11 protein-coding genes are annotated in these 18,719 nt (G+C 62.4%); 5 read left to right on the top strand and 6 right to left on the bottom strand.

From position 1 onward, the window contains the following. Positions 1-76: 76 nt before the first annotated feature. The 4 genes from VSP_RS01295 (at position 77) to VSP_RS01280 (ending at position 6,418) form a co-directional block, all read left to right on the top strand. Positions 77-1,234, top strand: a complete 1,158-nt coding sequence (locus VSP_RS01295; RefSeq protein ID WP_009958198.1) for a sialidase family protein — start codon at positions 77-79, stop codon at positions 1,232-1,234. A 26-nt stretch (positions 1,235-1,260) separates the two neighbouring features. Further along, positions 1,261-2,451, top strand: coding sequence for a sialidase family protein (locus VSP_RS01290; RefSeq protein ID WP_198141289.1), 1,191 nt, complete (start codon positions 1,261-1,263; stop codon positions 2,449-2,451). A gap of 24 nt (positions 2,452-2,475) precedes the next feature. After that, positions 2,476-3,954: a glycoside hydrolase family protein gene (locus VSP_RS01285; RefSeq protein ID WP_009958193.1), complete on the top strand. Its 1,479-nt coding sequence runs from the start codon at positions 2,476-2,478 to the stop codon at positions 3,952-3,954. A 100-nt stretch (positions 3,955-4,054) separates the two neighbouring features. Beyond that, complete coding sequence (locus VSP_RS01280; RefSeq protein ID WP_009958192.1) at positions 4,055-6,418, top strand: hypothetical protein; 2,364 nt, start codon at positions 4,055-4,057, stop codon at positions 6,416-6,418. A 15-nt stretch (positions 6,419-6,433) separates the two neighbouring features. Here VSP_RS01280 and VSP_RS01275 read toward each other — a convergent pair whose 3' ends face one another. The 6 genes from VSP_RS01275 to VSP_RS01250 all read right to left on the bottom strand — a co-directional run bounded on the left by VSP_RS01275 (position 6,434) and on the right by VSP_RS01250 (position 16,486). Beyond that, entirely contained in the window at positions 6,434-9,076 is a 2,643-nt protein-coding gene (locus VSP_RS01275; protein WP_009958191.1) for a beta strand repeat-containing protein, read from the bottom strand. 205 nt (positions 9,077-9,281) lie between these two features. Continuing rightward, complete coding sequence (vccD, locus tag VSP_RS38750) at positions 9,282-9,929, bottom strand: Verru_Chthon cassette protein D (RefSeq protein ID WP_157210676.1); 648 nt, start codon at positions 9,927-9,929, stop codon at positions 9,282-9,284. A gap of 2 nt (positions 9,930-9,931) precedes the next feature. Then, a complete protein-coding gene (gene vccC / locus VSP_RS01265) occupies positions 9,932-11,029 on the bottom strand; it encodes a Verru_Chthon cassette protein C (protein WP_009958189.1) in 1,098 nt (365 codons plus the stop codon). 9 nt (positions 11,030-11,038) lie between these two features. Next, entirely contained in the window at positions 11,039-11,653 is a 615-nt protein-coding gene (gene vccB, locus VSP_RS01260) for a Verru_Chthon cassette protein B (RefSeq protein ID WP_009958188.1), read from the bottom strand. Further along, positions 11,650-15,504, bottom strand: coding sequence for a Verru_Chthon cassette protein A (gene vccA, locus VSP_RS01255; protein ID WP_157210675.1), 3,855 nt, complete (start codon positions 15,502-15,504; stop codon positions 11,650-11,652). Before vccA ends, vccB begins: the two co-directional genes overlap by 4 nt. 37 nt (positions 15,505-15,541) lie before the next feature. Next, a complete protein-coding gene (locus VSP_RS01250) occupies positions 15,542-16,486 on the bottom strand; it encodes a glycoside hydrolase family 16 protein (RefSeq protein ID WP_156345441.1) in 945 nt (314 codons plus the stop codon). Between the two features lie 37 nt (positions 16,487-16,523). Here VSP_RS01250 and VSP_RS01245 point away from each other — a divergent pair, with 37 nt between their 5' ends. Continuing rightward, positions 16,524-18,704 (top strand): ATP-binding protein, encoded by a 2,181-nt coding sequence (locus VSP_RS01245; protein WP_157210674.1) that lies wholly within the window; start codon positions 16,524-16,526, stop codon positions 18,702-18,704. The last annotated feature ends 15 nt before the right edge of the window (positions 18,705-18,719 follow it).

Genomic DNA, 18,719 nt, shown 5'->3' with positions numbered 1-18,719 from the left:
CGCTCCTTCTGCGGCCGGAGTGCCCTGAGCCAGAACCTCCCGCGCTTCCACTCCACTCCATTCGCCCTCAAGTCTCATGCTTGAACGTCCCCTTGCTCATCCTCTTCGCACCGGTCTGTCCTCGCTCCTGGCAGTGATCCTCACTGCCGCCACCCTGGCAAGTCCCGCCATGAGCGCGGCGGAAAACGTGGTGGTGCGCGATATCGAACCCACCAAAGAACTGCCGCGGCATTCCGAGGGTTCCTTTGCCACGCTGGCCTCCGGCCGCATCATCTTCTACTACACCCAGTTCTACGGGGGCGCTGCCGATGAAAGCCCTGCCCGCATCGTGGGCATTCACTCCGACGACGACGGGCGCACCTGGAGCCAGCCCGTGACCATTGTGGAGAACAACGCCGGCAAGAACATCATGAGCGTGAGCCTGCTGCGCCTGGCCAGCGGCAAGCTCGCCTTCTTCTACTGCCTGAAAAACAGCTGGCAGGACTGCCGCCCGCAAATGTGCTTGTCCTCGGATGACGGAGCGACCTGGTCCTCCCCGAGGAACATCCTGGAGGCTCCGGGGTACTTCGTGCTCAACAATGACCGTGTCATCCAGACCAAGGCAGGCCGCCTCATCGCGCCGCTCGCGTTTCACCGGTCCCGCAACTCCGATCCCCATTCATCCAAGTCATTCGACGCCCGGGCCATCACGATGTGGCTGTATTCCGATGACGAAGGTGCCTCCTGGCACGAAGCCGCCACCTGGTGGGCGATCCCGGTGCGCAGCGGCAGCGGGTTGCAGGAGCCCGGCGTGGTGGAGCTGGCGGATGGCAGCCTGTTCTCCTGGAGCCGCACGGACCAGGGCGCGCAATACGGCTTCACCTCCAAGGATGGAGGAACGAACTGGACCGCACCCGAACCTACCGCCCTGAAGTCCCCCACCTCCCCGGCCAGCATCAAGACCCTGCCGGGCACCACGCACCTCCTCGCCATCTTCAACGACCACTCCGGAGGCTTCCCTTTTCCGCAGGGAAAACGCACCCCGCTGGTGGCTGCGGTGTCCTCCGACGGGGGCAAGACCTGGCCCAAAGTGAAGCTGTTGGAGGACAACCCCGATGGCTGGTACTGCTACAATGCGATCCATTTCACCAAGGATGCCGTCCTGCTCGGCTACTGCGCGGGTGACAAGACGGTGGGCGGCCTGAACCGCCTGCGCATCCGTCGCATCACGATGGACTGGCTCCATCAACCCTGATTCCTCCTTCATCCCCCTTTCACCTGATGAACCCGACCCCGATGCCCTCCTTCTCCCGCCGCCACTTCCTGGCCACCACGGCTGGTCTTTCCGCCAGTACTTTCCTGAAAGCGGAGGATCCGGCGAAACCAGCCCCCGCCACCGCCGGCGGCATCACCATCACCGAAACCAAGGTTATTTCCCAACAGCCCGAGTTCTATCACGGCTGGCCGACCGTGGGACGCCGCGCCAACGGGGAGCTCTGGGTGGTATGGTCTGGCGGACGCGAGGAGCACGTCTGCCCCTTCGGCCAGGTGGTCGCCATGTCCTCCAAGGACGAGGGCGCAACCTGGACCCGGGCCCGGGTGCTGCTGGACGGAGCCATCGATGACCGCGATGCCGGTGTGCTGGAGACCGCCAAGGGCACGCTCGTTGTCACCACCTTCACCTCGCTGGCGTACGAACCAAGCCTGGCCAAGGCGGAGAAGGCCGGGAACTGGCCTGCGGAAAAGCTGACCCTCTGGAAGGCCACCCGCGATCAACTCACGCCGGAGCAACGCAAGGCGGGCCTGGGCGAGTGGTGTCTGCGCTCCATCGATGGTGGCATCACCTGGTCCACGCCCATCAAGACCATCGTGAACAGCCCCCACGGCCCCACCCAGCTCAAAGACGGGCGTCTGCTCTACGCCGGCAAGCAGCTCTGGTCTGAGGACAAGAAGATCGGCATCTGCGAGTCGAAAGACGATGGACTGACCTGGCAGTGGCTCTCCGAGATTCCCGCCCGCGAAGGTGATGCTGTGCCCAATGGCTACCACGAACTGCATGCGATCGAGGCAGCGGATGGCACAATCATCGTGCAGATCCGCAACCACAACAAACAACACGCAGGCGAAACGTTGCAGACGGAGTCCAGTGATGGAGGCAAGACCTGGAGCACGCCTCACTCCATCGGCGTCTGGGGGCTGCCATCCCATCTGTTGAAACTGCGCGATGGCCGACTCCTCATGACCTACGGCCACCGCCGCAAACCCTTCGGAAACCAGGTGCGCGTGAGCAAGGACAATGGCAAGACCTGGGGTGAAGCCAGCATCCTCTCCGAAGACGGCATCGGCGGTGACCTCGGCTACCCGAGCACCGTGGAGCTTGGCGACGGCTCTTTCCTCTCGGTCTGGTACGAGTCGATGAAAGAACCCAAGAAGGCGGTCCTGCGTCAGGCCAAGTGGACTCTGCAAGGCTAGCCCGCGCCCACACCTCCCTCCCATATGAAGATCACCTCCCTCCTCTGCGCACTGGGTCTGGCATCCTCCCTGTTGGCCTCCACCCCTACGGTGCCGGACATCGGTTCGCGTCGCGAGTTGTTCGTGGATCGCTTCCTGGTTGAGACCATGAAGGGCGTGAACCTTCAACTTCATCATCCCCATGATGAGGGCGAGGTGCTCCGCTTTGACCAGCCGTGGGAGGGGCAGTTCGCAGGCTACTGCACCGTCATTCACGAAGGTGGCAAGTACCACCTCTACTACCGGGGCAAGGAGGGCGGAGCCGATGGCAGCCGGGAAGTCACCTGCTATGCCACGAGCGATGACGGACAGAAGTGGGTGAAGCCCAAGCTGGGGCTGCATGAAGTGGGCGGCTCCCGCGACAACAACGTGATTCTCACGGACCGCGGCATCACCCACAACTTCAGCCCTTTTCTGGACACGCGGCCGGGAGTGCCCGCGGCGGAGAGGTTCAAGGCGCTGGGTGGGATTATTGGAAACAACGCCTCCACAGGCGGTCTTCACGCCTACGCATCGGAGGACGGCATCCACTGGAAGAACCTCTACAACCGCCCTGTGGTGACGAAGGGGGCTTTCGACTCCCAGAATGTCGCGTTCTGGTCACCCCTGGAGAACTGCTACGTATGCGTCATGCGTATTTTCACGAAGGGCACGGTCAGTGATAAGGAGTGGAGACCCACCGGCCTGCGCTCCATGTCCCGGAGCACCTCCCAGGACTTCGTAAACTGGTCCGACCCGGTGCCCATGAAGTTCCTGCCCGCTCAGGAGCACCACCTCTACACCAGCCAGACCCACCCTTATTTCCGCGCACCCCATCTCTATGTGGCCACCGCGGCCCGCTTCCTGCCCAAAAAGGCCGCCCTCACGGATGAGGAGGCCGCCGGACTGAAGGTGGAGCCCTCCTACTACAAGTCGGCCAAAGACGTCTCCGACAGCGTGCTGCTTACCTCCCGCGACGGTGAGACCTACGACCAGACTTTCCGCGAGGGATTCATCCGGCCGGGCACCCGCCTTTCTGAGTGGGTCTCCCGCACCGGCTATCCAGCCCTGAACGTTGTCCAGACCGGACCGGAGGAGATGTCGGTGTATGCCAATCAGGACTATGCCCAGCCTACCGCCCATCTGCGCCGCTATAATATGCGGTTGGACGGATTTGCTTCCGTGCACGCGGACTATGAGGGTGGTGAGTTGATCACCCGCCCGTTCATCTTCTCAGGCTCCAGGCTCGTCCTTAATTTTGGCACATCCGCTGCAGGGTTTGTGCAGGTTGAGCTGCAAGATGCCAGCGGACAGCCTGTCCCGCAATTTTTGCTCACCGAAAACAATGAACTCATCGGTAACGCTATCGAGAGAGAAGTACGCTGGAGGTCCACATCCGACGTCTCCTCTCTCGCAGGCAAGCCCGTGCGTCTGCGCTTCGTGCTGAAGGATGCCGACGTTTTTGCCTTCCAGTTCAAACCTTGAAACACGTTCCAGATTCTTGAACAAGGTATCTAAAATTGAGTGCGAGTTGCGAAATTGATACCACCCTCCGGTAAGTACCTCTTAGAGTGGGAGTTCGAACATGAACTTCTGGCCATTCAAAAAAAAGCAAAAGCCTGCCCCGGCCCCCTCGGTCAGCCCCGCGAAATTGGATGAAGGCGTAGCCCATGGCTCCGCCCCCGTCACTACTCTTTCTGAAGCCGTTGGATCGGACAGCACCACAGACCCAGTCCCCACTCCCCCCAGCATCCCCCTGTCGCCAGCTGCCGCTCCGGCTGTGCCTGGGCCTGAAAAAGCCACGAATGAAGCCCCCCCGGCTGAGACCAAACCTGAAGTGGTCGAAGCCGTCGCACCGGAAGTGCCCGCGAAGGCCAACGACGCGCCCGCACCCGCCAGTGCCCCAGAACCACCTGCTACCGACATCAGCGCGGAATCCGCTCCGGCCCCGACAACCTCCCGCCGTGGCTTCAAGCCGCCCATCCTGGCTCCGGAACCCCCCAACTACACGCGTCCGCCCCTGCCTCCGGTTTCAACAGAGCCGTCCAAATTCTCCCCTGCCCTGGCTCCGGATCCTCCGAAGCCGTTCATTCTGGAAAAGGTGGCCCCTCCATCCACCCTGTCTGGGAGGAGTGCGGCACCGGTATTCGCAGACTCTCCCCCTCCCGCCCCGGCAGGGCCAGCTGTAGAGAAGTCCCCCCCGACACCTGCCCCCGTCACTGTAGAAGCCCCCTCTGCCGCGACGCCAGAGGTGCCGGCCATCGTCACCGCACCTCTCCCCGCCTTTCCCGCGATGGAAGAAACGGCCGCAGCGGCACCGCATAAGGCGGAAGCTCCCGCTGAGGAGACGCCTGCCGTGGTGGAGCCAGAACCAGAACCCGTCACCGCAGAATACGCGTCAACAGCCCCTACCTTCCGCACCACGGGACATGTCGCGGGGTTCATCCTTCACGGCGACGGCACTTGGTCTCTCGACGCCACGCACGTGGCTTATCAACATCTGAATGCGGGCGATCCTCCAGTCATCCTGAGCATCCCGGTGCTGGCCACGCACGCCATGGCCGCCCATGGCCCCACCCAGCATCTGGTCATCTCCGTGCAGGGCACCCTTTCAGGCCCCATGATCGGAGCCGTGACCCAGGTGTTCACCTATGAGGGCGACCGGCGCGTGACCGGACAGATCGTCCCGGCAGATCGTGCAGCGGCCGGGGGCGCACTTCAGTACTCCACCACGGTGGATGTGCCCGGACTCATCCTCAACGACGATGGAAGTTATCTCCTTGATCCCAATGATGCCGCTTACCTGCAGTTGCTGCCCGGTGAACGCCAGGTGTACGCCATCCCGGTGACGGCATTTGCTCCCGATGGCCAGTCGGACCTGCGTGAGCTGGTGGTGGGCATCAATGGCCGGGAAGACGGGGCTGTGGCCTCAGGCATCTCCGCACATGGCATTCCTCATGGCGGCTGCGTCCTGCATGATCGCCTTCAGCAGGGGCCGGGCAGCCCCGCCCATCTCTCCTTTCGCACCTCCAGTCTCGTGCCCGGCTTCTCGTTGCGCCCGGATGGTACGTGGTCATTTGATTCCGCGCACCCATCCTACGCGGACGTTCGTGAAGGCACGGTGCGCATCATCACGGTGCCCGTGACTGCCATTGATGACCACGGCACTACGTTCGACACCAAGGCGATCAGCATTACCCTGCACGGCACCAGTGCCATGCCCCTGCTCAGCGCCATGGTCATGAGCGGCATGGAAGGCGGCTCTACGGTGCAGGGATCACTGGGAGTGCATGCTGAGGCAGCGGCCGGCCTGTTCCAGTATTCGTACATTGGCGAGCTCCCCGCCGGCTTCCAGCTCAGCGTGGACGGCACGTGGAGTTTCCATGCCGGCCCTGAACACTACGGCTACCTTGATGCAGGCCATACCGAGGTGGTGGTGGCCCAGGTGCAGGGTGAGAATGGTCAGGGCCACCTCGAAGGTTCCATGGTGGCCATCACCGTGCACGGCACCACCGGCAATCCCTCGGTGGGGGCCGTCATCATCTCCACCCATCAAGGGCTGCCGGACTACGATGACTCCGCCTCTGGTACTGGGGCCCCGGATGCCAGGAAGAATGAGTTCGGCCTTCTAGAGACGGATGCTCCGCATTCGTCAGCCCCTCAGGAGCCCGAAAGTGCTGGTCCCCTCCTCCGGGAGCGTGAGTCTCCCGCTCCGGAAAGTGCCGCCGCCGCAACCTCGTCGGGCGGACCACCGGAAGGCCTCCTGCTGGACCAGCCGGATCCGTCGCCAGAGGAGCCACCGTATGATCCCGCGGAGGTGCAACAGGCACTGGAAAGCCTGGGATACGGACACCTGATGGATCCTGCTCCAGCTGCCAGCCAGACAGAGGAAACAACGTCCTCACCGCCACCCCGCACCCAGGCTGGACAGCCCGCCACCGGAGAGTGACTCCAGCCGGGGGCCTCAGCAAGCCCCCTGCTTCTGAAGCCTGCGGCGGCGGAGAATACCCAGCCCGCCCAGAAGAAGCAGGACGGCCTTGCCGGGCTCTGGCACGGCAGCCACCGTGATGTAGCCGCCGGAGAGGAAACTGGACTCGTCAAAGGTGTACGCGCTGCCCAGACCCGCGAAACTGCTGTCGTAGCTGAATGAAAAACTGCGCTCTGCGATGCCAGCCGTGACAGCAGACCAATCCACCAGGTGGAACTTCGCGCCCACCGCGAACGCCTCGGATCCAGAAAGGTTGGTGAGTGTGATGTTCCCCAGATCACCTGAGAAGGCCCCGTTGAAGGTGAGATAGTCCGAGGAGGCCGTATCAAGACCGCTGCTGCCGCTGGTGCTGAAGAGGTCCATGAGGATGGAGCCGTCATTCACCAGGGTGGAACCAAAGACCAGTTGCTGCCCTGCTGCCCCATCTCCCACCTTCAAACTGACCCCTGAGGTGATCGTAACCGCGCCCGATCCCAGGGCATTCACGTGATTGGCCGTCAGCATGCCGCCAGAGACCCTGGTGCCACCTGTGTAGGTGTTGCCTCCGCTGAGTTTCAAGTTGCCAGTTCCCTGCTTGTCCAGGCCGCCTACCCCCGTGCCAGAGATGACATCATCAATGGCAGTGGTGAATCCATTGGTGTCGAACCTGGTGGCCGTGGCGGTGCTGAGCACCAGAGCCAGATTGTCGGAAAAGTCGGCCAGGTTCGCGGAGAGTTTCACTGTCCCGCCGGAGAGATTGATCCGCCCTTCCTCTACGTTCTGCACAAACTTCTGCTGGGTCACCACCGTGCCGCCCGCCCCCACGGTGATCTCACCCGCGACGTTGCTGCTGGCACTCACCACCCCACGCCCCACCGCCACATCACCCGTACCTTGAAAGCGCAGCTCACCCGTACCAGAGACAGCGACCAGGGATCCCGTGGAACCATCGAACCCGATCGAAGCACTCGAGCCTGTGTAGGTGAAGACACCTCCGGTGATTGACAGCCGTCCATTGAAGCCGCCGTTGCCCGTCACACTGAGCGCACCACTCTGGGCCCAGGTGCCTGCGGTCATATTCAACAATGCGCCGCGCCCAAGGCTCAATGTGCCCGCATTGGTCACAGTGGCCGCCGAGCTCAGAGTAAGGTTGACGCTGGCACCCGTCGCCACCGAGATGCTCTTGCCCGCAATGGCGTTGATGGTCGCCCCGCTGGCGAAATCCAAGGCGGAAGCAGTGCTTGCATTGAGCAGATAGCCGCCCGTCGCAGCACTCTGATCTCCTTTCACCGTCAGGGTACCGCCGCTCACGGTGGTCAGCCCCGTGTACGTGTTGGTGCCTGAGATCGTCCATTCATTGCTCCCGGTCTTGGTCACGCTCGTCGTGCCGCTACCATTCACAATCGCTCCTTGGAACTCGTTCTGCACGCCAGTGGCACTGGTGCCGCCCAGTGTCAGCGTCTTCGCACCAGCGCCGGTTGCGGTGGAGTCGGCCGTGAACTTCAGCGCGCCAGTGCCGTTGGCCTCCAACGTCACCCCTGAACCCGCCGTGCCACTGAGATTGAGGGTCCGGTTGGTGGAGTGTCCCCCAGCCTCTGTGCCAGAATAGCGCAGCGTCACCGCCGCCGCCGCATTGCCAGCGTTGATGATGGTCCCCTGACCCAGGGCGCTTGCCGTGCCGGAGTCCGCCACCGAATTGAACTCAAGCGTCCCGGCATTCAGGGTGACGGTGCCCGAGAAGGTATTCACCCCTTTGAGTGACTTTACGGCTGCGCCTCCGAAGGTGAAGTTGTCATTGCCATTGATCACTCCTTCCAGCACCAGATCCGCCGTGCTGGCATTGATCCCAAAAGTGATGGCAGTGCCGCTCGTGAAATTCCAGTTTCCGGTCAGCGTCAGGGTACCTGAGCCATTCTGGTTGAACGCATAGCTGCTGCCGCCATTGTTCCAGGTCCAACTGCGATTCGATGAGGCGGCTCCACCTGTATAGTTGAGCGACCCGAAACTGACCCCGTCATTGACCGTGATGGAGGAACCCGCTCCCAGGGCGCTGGCCACACCCGCATCCGCGATGGACGTGAAATTGCCTCCGCGACGGTTGAAAGTCACGTTGCCCGTGAAGTCATTGGCCGTGTTGTTGAGGTTCACCGTCCCGGTGCCACCACCCAGGATGACCCCTGCATTGCCCGTGATCTTGGCGTCAATGTTCCAGACACCCGTCGTCGAGGTGTTCCCGAAGGTGCGTGTGGCCCCGTTCAGATCCAGAATGAGCGAGTTCGCGATCGTGATGGTGGTATCCACCCCGGTGCCGCTGGCCTGTAGATTGCCATTGAGCGTGATGGTACGCGTGCCGCCGCTGCCAGCGAGGGTCGTGCCAGCGCCGGCGGTGTCGATCTGGATGTTGATGCTGGTGGTGATGTCCGCATCGAAGAGCAGCGAGGCGGGAGGTGCCACTGTCGTGAAGGCCCCGTTGATGGAGCCGCCCGTCCAGTTGTTGACGTCATTGTAGATGCCATTTCCTGCCGCGCCGCTCCATTGGGCATGGGCAGTCTTCAATGAGCCGAACAAGGCGAAAGCGGAGAGGGCCAGCAGGCCGGCACGAAATACGGGATCGGGTCGGAATCGAAGGGGATGGATCATTGCAGTTGATGGTTTTACTTTAGCTGACTTTCCTTGAACCCCATTCAGCCTGACACCTCTGCTCCACGGCAGCCGGGATTGCCAGCAGCGCCCTGTAGCGAGTATTCGCTACACCCGGACACGATGACGGCAGTTCACCGACATAACTTCACCGGCCACCGCCCGCTGCCGGGAGATGCTGGAAAGAGGGAATGGGGTCTGATGTTCAGTCCGGCCGCAGCATGCGCACGCTGCCGTTCACGGGATCCACCATCAGGGTGATGAAGTTGGGCGGCAGGGCATCCCCCGCGAGGTCAGACTCCTGCGCCAGCGTCAGGCTCCAGTGACCGCTGCCCCCCAGGTTGGTGGAGCCGTCTGGCTGAAACTGGAAGGTTGAAACCTTGAGCGCTGAGCCGGGCACGGCGCGGGCAAGTTTTAAATCAGGCGGGGGATCCGCCCCGGCCCCGGCGTTGTAGGTGGGGTTCAGCAACGAGGACCACGAGGCCTCCGCAGTGCCGGTGGCAATAATGACGCCGTCTTCAAAGATGGTCATCGGCTGGAACGGGGAACTTCCCACCCATAGCTGGGCAGCCCGGTATCCCGCCGCAGAGCCAGGCGCCTGCGCATCCGCATAGGAGAAGAAGCGCACCTCCACCGGTTTGTTGAGCCGGATGGCGGTCATCCGCGCAAGGTTGATCTGGTTGGCGAGGTTGGAGGCCGCAGAGCCGAGGCGGTTGCTCTGGATGACCTGATTGGCCACCGGGGCCACCAGGCCCAGCAAGAGGGAGATGATCACCATCACCATGAGCAGTTCCATCAATGTGAAACCGCAACGGTGGCGGGCAGACGGGCGGGAGGTGCGAGCGGGGGGCATGATCAGCGGTTGGTGCTCCATTTGGCCGAGCGGATGGACACCGTGGTCGTGAAGACCTGGTGATCCAGCTTCAGCGAGGACAGACGTGCGGTGAGTGCCTGCAGGTCGGCTTCGTATTGGGTTGCTTCCTTAAACCATACAGCATTCACGAGTTCCGCGGTGGATCCGCCCTCCCTCTCGTAGCGGGATGCGGAAGCCTCGTCCAGAGCCACCATGGTCACCTGCACGGTGGGAGGGAGCTGGTGCCGCGAAACGGAAGCAACCGGTGACGCTGGATCCGAAAGAAAACGACGGGAGTCGTAGGAATAGTCTGGAGCGATGTCGTGATCCTTCGCGCTGCTGATGCCGGATGGCACCGGACTGCGCGGGCTGAACACCAGCGCGATGACGTTCTCGGCCAGGGGACGGCTTTGCAGCAGCGCCGGTGTGACGCTGGTGTCCCGCACGAGTTCCGGATTGTTGTACCAGGCGGTGGTCGCAGCAAAGGGAGCCGTGTTCATGCCCTTGAATCCGGAGGGCGCTCCGCCAGGCGGCGCATACACCTGAAGCCGCTCGGTGGGCTGGCGGAACTCCATCAGCCGACAGCGACGTCGTGGATTGAGCCGGGTGCCCAGGAAAGACGGCTTCGTGCCCAACTGGGTGTCCTCCTCAAAGCTCAGATAGAATCCCCAGGAATTAAGGCTGCTGTTGAGCTCACGGTAGGTCTGGTCGTCAGCAACTCCCATCGGAGCTTGAAAAAAGACAGCATGCCCCAGCTTGGGCCCCAGGCCGGACTGGTTGAGCAACGTGGCTGACGGACCGCAGATGAAGTGCAACTCGGACTGGCGCACATACCGGGTGGGGGCGTTGGGATCATTGTAATCCCAGTAAGTGTTGAGAGTGGCCTGGCTGAGACGGCGGGTGATGGACTCAAACGCCACCCGGGCTTCACGGAACTGCTCCACCCGGGACTGCGCCCCGGTGTACACCCGCTGGGTCACGGTCAGGGTGTTGACCAGCAAGGTCATGATAAGACTCAACACGGTGATGCTGAGCAGCACCTCCACCAGGGTGAAGGCGGCCCCGCGGTAGCAGGAGGGAGATGGCGACACAGGGTTCATGGCAGCTGCTTACCGGCTGGTTTTGGCCGCCAGGGTGCAGACCTGGCGGTGCTTCCGGGCGTTGGTGAAGCGGTCTGCACTGGAGGCCGGCTGGTCGGTGATGAAGATGCGCACCTGCCGGAGGTAGTCACTGGGAGCCGCCGTCGGGGACGGCAGCGCCGGCGGGGTGCTGGAAACAACAATCCTCGCCGTGTACACCGTCCAGCCGGGCTCCGATCCGCCCAGGGTCGTCAGTTCATTGCCCTGTCCGTCGAAGTAGCACAGACTCCCATCATAGCTGGCGAGATTGGCCGTGTCCGACCAGTCGCTGCCCTGGAGCTTGGCCAGCACTTCCTGGGCGATGCGGGACTCCACCGTGTCGTTGACGGAGTTGCGCAGCATCTCCATGCCGCCCGGCATGGTGGAGACGACAGACAAGACGCCAAAGGACACGATGGCCATGGCGAGGGTCACCTCCACGAGGCTGAAGCCGCGGCCGCTTCGCGGAGACGCAGGGCTTGAAGCCTCAAGGCTCAAGACCTGAGGTCGGGGGCGTTTGGCGATCAGACGGAGCAGCCACGCGCGCGAAGGGCGATCGGCATCCAGATCAGCAACGGTATGATGATGGGGGGCAAAAGGGTTCATGGAGAGAACTGGCGGCGTTGCACAATGCGGTACTGGTAGTATTGATCCAGAGTCTCCTCGTTGTCCGCGGTGCCATTGGCGTTGAGGTCATTGGGCGAGGCGAAGTCAGGCAGCTCAGGATCATTCGGATCCACATAGCGCTCGATCAGGCAGGAGCCCCGGTACTCGCTGCCCACCAGGTCGAGGTCTTCATCCCATTCCGACGGATCACCCGCCCGGCTCTTCCTGAGGGACTGCACCCGCAGATGAATGTTGTAGGTGTTCGACCGGGTGGTGAGGCGGGGATAAAGCTGGTTATAAGGAGATTCACGCAGATTGTCACCTGTGAGACGATGGCTCTCCCACCAGGTCTCCATGGTGCTGTAGCTGGCGGCTGGATACGACGGCGGTCCCACATTCGTCCTGGGCACGAGGGAGATGGTGCAAATCTCTGAGGCGGAACGGAAGATGTCTCCAGACGCGAACCGGTTCTCAAACCCCTTGAGCGTGCCGTTGAGGTGATCGGGATCAATCTCCAGACGGTAGTTTGCTGCGTAGGTCGTGCCGGTTTGGGCTTTGTAGTTGCCCACCTCTGCATCCGGGATGGCTGTCATGCTCGTGCCCTTGAGCAGGGCATGCAGGGCCGTGCGACGTTTCACATGCCGGAAGGGCATGATCTCATAGTTCATGTTGATCTTGCCGGCCGTGGAGAAGGGCTCGCTGATGGCATAGGGCTCCACAATGGGCATCCAGAAGAGGTCCAGCCACAGATGATCCTGCGGGAAGCGGAGACCATAGTGCTGGGTGCCTGCCGCAGGCTGTGGGGTGAAGAGCAACGTCTGCCAGGGTTCTGGCCTGCCCGCAGTCTTGCCATTCACCCCGGTGGGCAGTGAGCCGAACATCACTGCGGAGGCGATCTGCCGGTTGGGCGAGTACGTGATGTTGTCCACCTCAGAACCCTGGCTGCCATACCCGCCGGACTCCCCACCTGCGGAGACGTAACCAAGACCTGTGCCCCGATTGAAGTAGCCAAGGGTTGTCGAGGCTTCATCGGCCTTGTTCACATAGGGGCCGTCTTCCTGGAGGTCGTAGCCCGTGTCCCAGTCACCCGGTGCGTCGTACTGGTTCAACGCACCATTGAGTCCGGGAGGGACCATCGGCACGGCGGTCTCGGGGTAGCTCAGATTGGCGACCAGCTTGCCGCCAGCCTCTGAGTTTTTGAAATACTCCGTCCAGCTTTTGCGAAACTGACCCTTGTTTGTCCAGACTCCCACGCGCAGGCTCGCGCCGTTGCGGTTGGGTTGTGAAGCGAAGTAGTCCGCCGTCACATCGGACCGGTAGGCAATCATCCGCAGGTCGCCCCTCGCTTTTCCTGCCGGGTTCACCGCCGCAGCATGCACGGTGTCGCCGGGATAAATCATGTTGTCCATCAGGATGGTGGCGAACTTCTCCCCCCGGCCATACAGGGAGTCCGCCGTGTTCTGGTTGGCAAAGCTTGCGACAAAGCGGTTGCGGTAGTCGAGCGTGTACCGGTTGGGCGTTCCGGACACCGCTTGTTTGCCTGCGTCCTGCAGTCCACCAGTACGCTTGGGGACGGGCAGCGTCTGACCGGGAAGCTCGATCTTCAACGTCTGAACCACTGCCGAATAATCTGGCGGGAAGACTTCGACGGTGATGGTGCCGCCCGTGAATGTAAACGTCTGCTTGCCCGCCACATCAATGTCCGCCACCGAGGCCCACACGTCGAACTGGTTCGCCCCCGAGCCGGCAGCATGCGGACGACTCACGCCCGCTGCAGATGATGCGAAAAACTGCGCGTTGAAGGTGGGCAACGCGGTCTTGTTTGCGGGGCCAAAGTCCGATCCACTCGCATAGTAACCTTCGTTGAACGTCATATTGAGTGAGTTGCCTGATGACGCAGCATTCAGCCCGAGATTGGCCGAGTCTGCCTGAAAGCCCCCCATTCCGGTGACGCGCACGCGGAAGGCCTGGTTGAACGCACTGGCACCTGGCGAGACGCAATACGGCTGGATGATGAGCCGGGCTCTCATTTTCCGGGTCTGCACATCCGTAGTGTCTGTCGGATTCACATCCACCTCTGTGGGATAAAAAAGCAGGGCTGCTTGGGCAATGGTGAAGAAGCGGCCCTGCCCCATGGTGGAACCTATCTTGGTGGGGGACACCGTCCCAAACGCCATGTAGTGGGGTGAATAGGAATAGTGCGGCGTGAGATTCTTCCGTGGCGTGGAGATGGCATTCACCAGGCTGCGCGTGTAGTCGAAGCACTCGGTCAGGATCTGGTCGCGATCATTGGGATACTTCGCGAGAAAGCTCTGCCCAAAGCCAGGAATCTCCCTGCCTGTGAGCCGCTGAAGATAGGCGTAGAGCGTCTGGTTGCGGGTTATCTGGGCATAGTCTGCCGTGGGGTTTCCGCTGGTCCATCCGGCCATGTTGCCGCTGCCGCTGTCCAGGAGCTTGCACACCTGCTTCCGCTGGAAGGCATAGGAATAACCGGTGGCCTGGTCAGCCGGGTAGGTGGCAGGCAGCGCCTTGTCCTTGCCCAGGCTCGTGCAGAAGGCGATGAGCTTGTCATACGCATTGCGGGCGGTCGTGCTCCCGGCGGGCTGGACCGCCTGTAGCGGCCAGAGGCTGATGCGGGGTGTATTGAAGAGGGTCACCTCCGGGGCCCGGCTCTGGGCGGTGAGGAAGAACTGGGTCTTGGCCAGCACCTCGGGGTTCAGGCGCGCACTGCTGACCTCCCGCCGCCCATTGGCAAGCGCAGCATTCTTGAAGAAGTACTCATCCACCGTGGCATAGAGGCGGTCCTGATCCTTGGTGATCACCATCGCACCGGAGGGCGTGCGTGTGCCATCCAGCGAGCCGCCGGTGGCCACGCGAGGGGCGAGATCGTAGTAGAGGCCATACTGGGAGGTTCCGTCCGTGGTGTTGCCGGTGGTGGACCCACCACCTGAGGTGAAGTACTTTCCAAGAACCACACTCAGGCTCGTGGTCGCCGGGTGCCCGGGGTAGCGCTGGAATTCATTCCGCGCCGGCAGATAGTTGCCCAGCCGGCGCTCCGCCACGGTATTGGCCCGTGGGATGTCCCAAAAGACACCTTCACTCGCGGTGTTGATGTTGACCTTGGAGGATTCATCATCTGTCCAGAACGCCAGGCGTCCCACCACGGGATTGTCAGCGCTGGCCCCCGCGACTGTTACTTTGGAGTCGGAGCCCGCTACAGGTTTGGCAGCAGCCACCGTTCCATCACGGAGCAGGTAGAGCCACTTCACGGGCATGACGGGCTCACTGCCCCCAGTGCCTGGAGCGTTGACCACCTCGTACCCCTCCACCTCTCCCACCGCGGGAGGCTCAAGGATCGGGTAGTGCTTGCGCCCCTGGGCTTCCACCGGCTCATTCAGGTCGGTGTACAAGGCCCGCTGCGCGGACCAACTGGCAGGCGGCGCCTCTGCATTTGCCTCCGATTGGCCGAAGGTGGTGACCCGCATCTGGTCTGATGAGTAGAGCTTGTAGGCGGCGCTCAATGGGGTGCGGCCATTGCCCGCCCCGCCAGTGCTGCCATACACCCGGATCATTCCAGGCTGGGAGGCCCAGGTTTTAGGGTTGGCCGGATCGGCATTCAGCGTCTCCGTGGCCTGCCGGATCTGACCAATGACCAGATTGATCGCCGAGTCCGAGAGCATGCGGGAGCGATTGCCTTCTGCATACCCTGATGACGCCTGGCGCTCCGTGGTCACCAGCGAGAGGAACCCCACCACCAACACCGTGATGAGCACCAGCACCATCAACACCATGATCAGCGCAATCCCGCGACGAGATGTTCTTTTAAAGGAGGCAGGACGTGATGGCTGCATAGGCTGGGAGGGTGAAATTACCGTGCCATGGTAGGGGTTATTCTCGGGACGTGATGTAGCGAGAATTCGCCACAGGGGATGGAGCTCCTGCCCGCGGGGACGGCCCTACGGCCACCGCCGCTGTCCTCATCCGGTAAACCCTGACATAGTCCACCATCATGCTCTCCGGCAGACGGCTGCGATCCAACCTGGGAGCTTCCCAGTCGGCACACAGCAGGCTGAGGATGGCGTACTGGGGCTGCCGTGAGACGCCTGCCCGGGTGCGGAAGACCTCATGTTCGTCAATAAAGAAGACATACTCGTCCGGCGTCCACTCCACGGCATACACGTGAAAGTCATCACTGAGGTTGCGGCCATCCTTGAGCACGGGCGTCAGATCAAGCGGGCCGCCATCGTGCAGGTGCTGACCGGCCTCCCCGGGCCAGTACACGTTCGAGGCAGCGCCGCCATCTTTGCGACCCGCGCCGAACCATTCTATGATGTCGATCTCCGCCCCGGTGAGATGCGGGTTATTTCCCACATCCTTTTCCCGGCGCTCCGGCTGCAACCAGAAGGAGCCGTGATGTCCCTCCATGGCGTGAAACTTGATCCGGGCCTCCCAGCGTCCATACGTGTGGGAAAACTTGCCCTGGGACCCGATCATGCCCGTGTGAATGACACCGTCCTTCTCCGTCGTGGTGAGCAGCAGACGGCCAGCACCATCCAGGGAGACATTCTCCGCACTGATCATGGCGCTCTCCCTCAGACCAGGGGCACGCACGGCCCACTTCGTAGCATCCAGCACCTGGCCGTCGAATTCATCCCGCCAGACCAGCGCCCAGGGTGAAACGGGATGTTCTGGCTGCGCATCCTGTGCCACTTCCTCGCGGAGAGACAAGCCAGCGACTGCGACCAGCAACACCCCGCCGAGAGCCCAGCCCCATCCGGCGACCAGCATGTTCCGTTTTGATTCGTGAATAGGATCAAAGACAACTGAAGACATCGTCACCAAGCGTAGGGCACCGTGACGGTCACGTCTTGTGACGAGAACTCGCTACACAGCCAAACGAGGGGTGACGGCCGGCAGCGCCTGTGCCATGATGTTCCACACCACCGTGATGCGCCGTCTCCCGTATGCCGCCCGCTTTTCCCGCCATCGCCGGGGTATGGCGCTCTGTCTGACCCTTGGTCTTGCCGGTCTGCCGATTTGCCTGCCTGCCGCCAAAGTAACGCTCCGGGCCGTGGAAGCATCGACGAACACCCGTTCCGCTCAACTTGCCAAATCAGTGGATGGCATCGAGGCAGGCCTGGAAGGCTGGGCGGTGCCAGGGCAGACGGACCGTGTGCACTCCGCTGTCTTTGCCTGCGAGACCGTTCAGCCCGCTGGGCGCTTGCGCATCTGGCTCTCATTTCTCTCCGGGCATACGGACTCGGCTTTTCGTGCCTTCAGCCTTTCGATCACGCGTGATGCCACACCTTCCCTTTCCGGGAGATGGGAGAGGGTGGCCCCCACATGGTACAACTCCACAGAAGGGGAGATCATCCGCGACGATGGCCGGCTTCAGGTGACCGGGGTGCTGCAAACCCCGGTGTATCTTGTGGAAACACCGCTTATCCCGCCGGGAGTCACTGGAATGCGGCTGGATGTGTACCCCGGCCAGGGCGTGGCTGGAGAAGCTGTGCTCACGGAGATCCGCGTCGAGCGCAAGGAGGTCAGCACCACCAACATCGCCCTGGGATGCCCTGTGATTTCATCGCACCCCCTGGGATCGGGACAACGTCCGGAGCACCTGGTTGACGGGCTCTCCGGGACCATGGCGCACCCGCCCGCCCCGGACCTGGGCAATACCTTCTACTTCCAGCTCGACCTGCGCCGTGTGGCCAGACTGGACCACATCTGTCTGCGCAACCGGGCAGATGGACGCGCCACAGAACGGCTTTCCAAAGTCCTCCTCCAGCTCTATGACCAGCTTCCCGAGCCCGGGGTGGAGCCGGTATGGACGGCCCTGCATCGCCCAGATGGTTCATACCCCGAACCCGGGCAGACGGATGTGGTGCGGGCCGTCGCGGGAAAAGGGGAGTTCCGCGGTCGCTATCTTCGTCTCTCCAGCCAGAGCCCGGTCGCCTTCTCTCCGCAGCTGGCCGAGGTGGAAGTCTATGAGTCCCTCGTCTCACCCGGCGTGGATGTCACCGCTGGCAATGACAAACTGCCGCCTGGAAGTTCATTCGACATTCCCGCGGGAGCCCCCTGGCTCAGCTTCGTCATCAAGAACCCGACATTGCCAGGAAACTTGATTCTGGGCCGACGCTGGCGCATTGCCGGGGTGAGCAACGAATGGCTGCCCGTGCCGAACTCGGGCGTGGTGGAGTCCCGCGCGCTGCCGCCGGGCAAGTACCTCTTTCAGGCGAGTCTGCGACACACGGATCTGGAGTGGAATGACATTGAACTTTCCGTGCCTCTCATGGTGCCACTACCACTATGGCAACGGCCGCTCGTGCGAGTCCTGGCGCTGCTATTGAGCGTGGCATTGGCCAGTCTCGTGGCATGGCGCATTGCCCGCCGGCGCATGGCGACGAAGGTGGCCGAGCTGGAGCAGCGTCAGGAGTTGGACAATGAGAGGGCCCGCATCGCCAGGGACATGCATGACGTGGTAGGATCACGCCTCACCCAGCTCATGGTCATGCATGAGATCTTCGCCGCGGAGCATCCCCTGCCAGGAGATGCGGGCCAGAAACTGCAGCAACTGGGCGACACCGCCCGCGCGGCCATCTCTGAGCTGGATGAAGCCGTGTGGGCAGTGAATCCGCGCAATGACACGCTGCCCAGCCTCGCCAACTACCTCTGCCACATCGCCAGTGAATACCTGGCCCCTTTGGGAATCACCTTCCGGCAGGATGTCCCGGCCGAATGGCCGGAGATCCCTGTGGCCTCTCACCACCGCCATGAACTCTTGCTCGCCTTCAAAGAGGCGCTGCAGAATGTCGCCAAGCATGCCCAGGCATCCCAGGTGACCATCATCCTCCGCTACCATGAGCCCGACTTCCTGGTGCGCCTGGCGGATAACGGCCGTGGTTTGCCAGAAATGCAGACGGGGGCCGGGAAGGACGGCCTCCAGAACATGACGTCCCGTCTGGCCGCCATTGGCGGCAATTGCCGCGTGCAGTCCCGCCCGGAGGGAGGCACCATGGTGACGCTGCAAGTGCCCCTCCACCACCCCTGACCACCCCACCCAGTC

The sequence above is a fragment of the Verrucomicrobium spinosum DSM 4136 = JCM 18804 genome (assembly GCF_000172155.1).
Lineage (GTDB): Bacteria > Verrucomicrobiota > Verrucomicrobiia > Verrucomicrobiales > Verrucomicrobiaceae > Verrucomicrobium > Verrucomicrobium spinosum.
The sequence above is the reverse complement of the archived record's forward strand: the minus strand, read 5'-3'. Positions and strand labels throughout refer to the sequence as shown.